This window comes from Vibrio sp. Y42_MX_L11 (assembly GCF_024181785.1).
GTDB classification, from domain to species: Bacteria; Pseudomonadota; Gammaproteobacteria; order Enterobacterales; family Vibrionaceae; genus Vibrio; species Vibrio diabolicus.
This window is the reverse complement of record NZ_JAMZAP010000048.1, coordinates 1-2,291: the sequence shown is the minus strand read 5'-3', so window position 1 is coordinate 2,291 and position 2,291 is coordinate 1. Positions and strand designations below refer to the sequence as shown.

Here is a 2,291-nt window from a genome sequence, read left to right as displayed (position 1 = left end):
ATCTGATCATCAAATCGATCTTGAATGTATTGAAATTATTGTGATTTAAATGTACAAATTAGTGGAAACATCACTTCACGTCACCCCTTATGCCATAAAGGATTTTCATGATCTTGCCCTGTAACTCTATTTCTGGGTAAATATCCATATTTGACCTTTGAGGGCTAATGACCTGTTAAAGGGTGATCAACACAATACCGAAACTCCCGCATGCTGCCTTAATCACTGAGCTCAACGCATAGTTAAAATGCCACGCGTTGCGAATCGTTCTTAAACGCTATGTTATGCGCGTGGTTAATACATACCTACATAACCGTCCAACTTGCGAATTACCCCAATCCAACGCTCGATATTTGGGTAAGTTTCTAGGTTAAAACCACCCTCATCTGCGACATGGGTATAAGCATACAGTGCGATATCAGCAATAGAAATATTATCACCAACTAAGAACTTAGTTTTTGACAGCTGTAGCTCCATGATTTGTAATGCTTTATGGCCGCCTGATTGTAGTGATTTATATTCTTCTAGACGGTGCTCCGGCATACCTTGATACTTCTGAATAAAGCGCGCTACGGCAATATAAGGCTCATGTGAGTATTGCTCAAAGAAAAGCCACTCGTACACTTTTGCTTTTTGATAACTGTCATTAGGTAGATAAGGCGTATTTTCTGCAAAGTAACCTAGTATTGCATTGGACTCACAGAGTACTCGACCGTCATCAAAAACGACTGTCGGGATTTTACCATTTGGATTGAGGGCTAAAAATTCTGTTGTTTTAGTCTCGTTATCTAAGAGATTAACGTGCTTCCATTGGTGCTCAATGCCAAGGAATGACAATAGTAATTTTACTTTTAAGCAGTTACCTGACTGCAAATCTCCATATACAACCATCACACTCTCCATGTTTCAATTCGTAAAAGCGCATAACGCGCAGTTAAGGCATGAACTACGCTACCACCCAAACTAAACGATTGTGCCTAAAACACGAAACCCAACCTTGAACTGAAAATGCCAAGCGTTGGGAATCATTCTTGAACAGTTTATTACGTCGCTACATTTCGCCCGATTTAATTTTGAACTGAGCTTCATTAACCGACTGTTTCCCAAACAGTAAATCCATCATCGCGATGATTCGTTTATTGTCATTTCCCCACTTATCTGAATTGGCACTATTTGGCGCTTTGAACTCTACTTCGCCAACTTTTTTACTGTTTTTATATGCCTTAACTTGGGCATCTGCAATAAACGTTCTAAAGTCCCAACTCCAGCGCGATACATAAGTCAACGTAAGTTCAGAGCTCTTAGGAAGAGTTCCATCACTTACAACCGTACATTTATGTGCTGTATCCAAACACCATTCTTGTACCGAGTCCAAGAAAACATCTCGTGTGGCGTCATCTTTTACAATGATAATTTCCTTGCTCTGGTTATCTTCCGAAATAGCTTCAACTGTATATTTTGGCGCTGCGCATGCCGCCAATAGAATAGGCAAGCTAAGAATGATTAGTTTCTTGTACATTTTACATCTCTTTTAATAAATCTATAATTGTAAATGAATTTCATGTGGCTGCATAACGCCGCATTAAGGGGTGAACAACGCCCCCCAAACTAAGCTACTGTGCCGTAAACACTAAAGCTGATTCAAACCAAAAATGCCACGCGTTGTTAATCCCTCTTGAATACTTTGCTAGTTGCCAAACCTAAAGCTTTGATGTGATGTTGATTGCCGCTTTGCCAACACTGGCTTTATGCACTTTGAAAGACTCAAATCAGGTGCACTTTCAAAGCACTTGTCACTGAAACCACTTGGAACTCAAAACGCCGTAGAAAACGGAATAACAACACAAAAAAGCTCTTTTAGACAGACGGTGTTACAGACCTGACTTTCAACAAACAAAGCGGCTTCTGAAACAGAAGATCCAAACCAAACAAGAAACCAAAGCACGATTTTCACAACCCCAAATAACTAGAAATGGAAATAAGAAAACCTAGCAAATACACACGGACTTTAGCCCTAAACATTCTTCTTTAGGTACGTTTTTCTTCGTTAGCCAACTAACGCCCTGTTAAGGTGTGAGCAACGCAATACCGAAGCTCCCGCATACCACCTTAAACACTAAAACCAACGCATAGTAAAAATGCCACGCGTTGCGAATCACTCTTAAACAGTTTGTATGGATAATAAGTACTCCAATCGGGTAAGGTGAGACCCAGACTTTAGCTGCAACTAAAGTTCTTCTATCTGGTAGTTCGATTGAACGATGGCTCCTCAATTGAGAGACCGGTAACAA

At 40.2% G+C, this 2,291-nt stretch carries 2 protein-coding genes; both read right to left on the bottom strand.

Going from position 1 to position 2,291, the window contains the following annotated elements; all coding sequences use genetic code 11:
- Positions 1-294 precede the first annotated feature (294 nt).
- The gene (locus tag NL643_RS22700; protein WP_253645247.1) at positions 295-891 is read right to left on the bottom strand and encodes a glutathione S-transferase family protein; all 597 of its coding nucleotides are present in this window, start codon (positions 889-891) and stop codon (positions 295-297) included.
- Positions 892-1,051: 160 nt separating this feature from the next.
- Positions 1,052-1,519 carry an Sbal_3080 family lipoprotein gene (locus NL643_RS22695; RefSeq protein ID WP_253645246.1) on the bottom strand — a complete coding sequence of 156 codons (468 nt, stop codon included), beginning with the start codon at positions 1,517-1,519 and terminating at the stop codon, positions 1,052-1,054.
- Between the last annotated feature and the right edge of the window lie 772 nt (positions 1,520-2,291).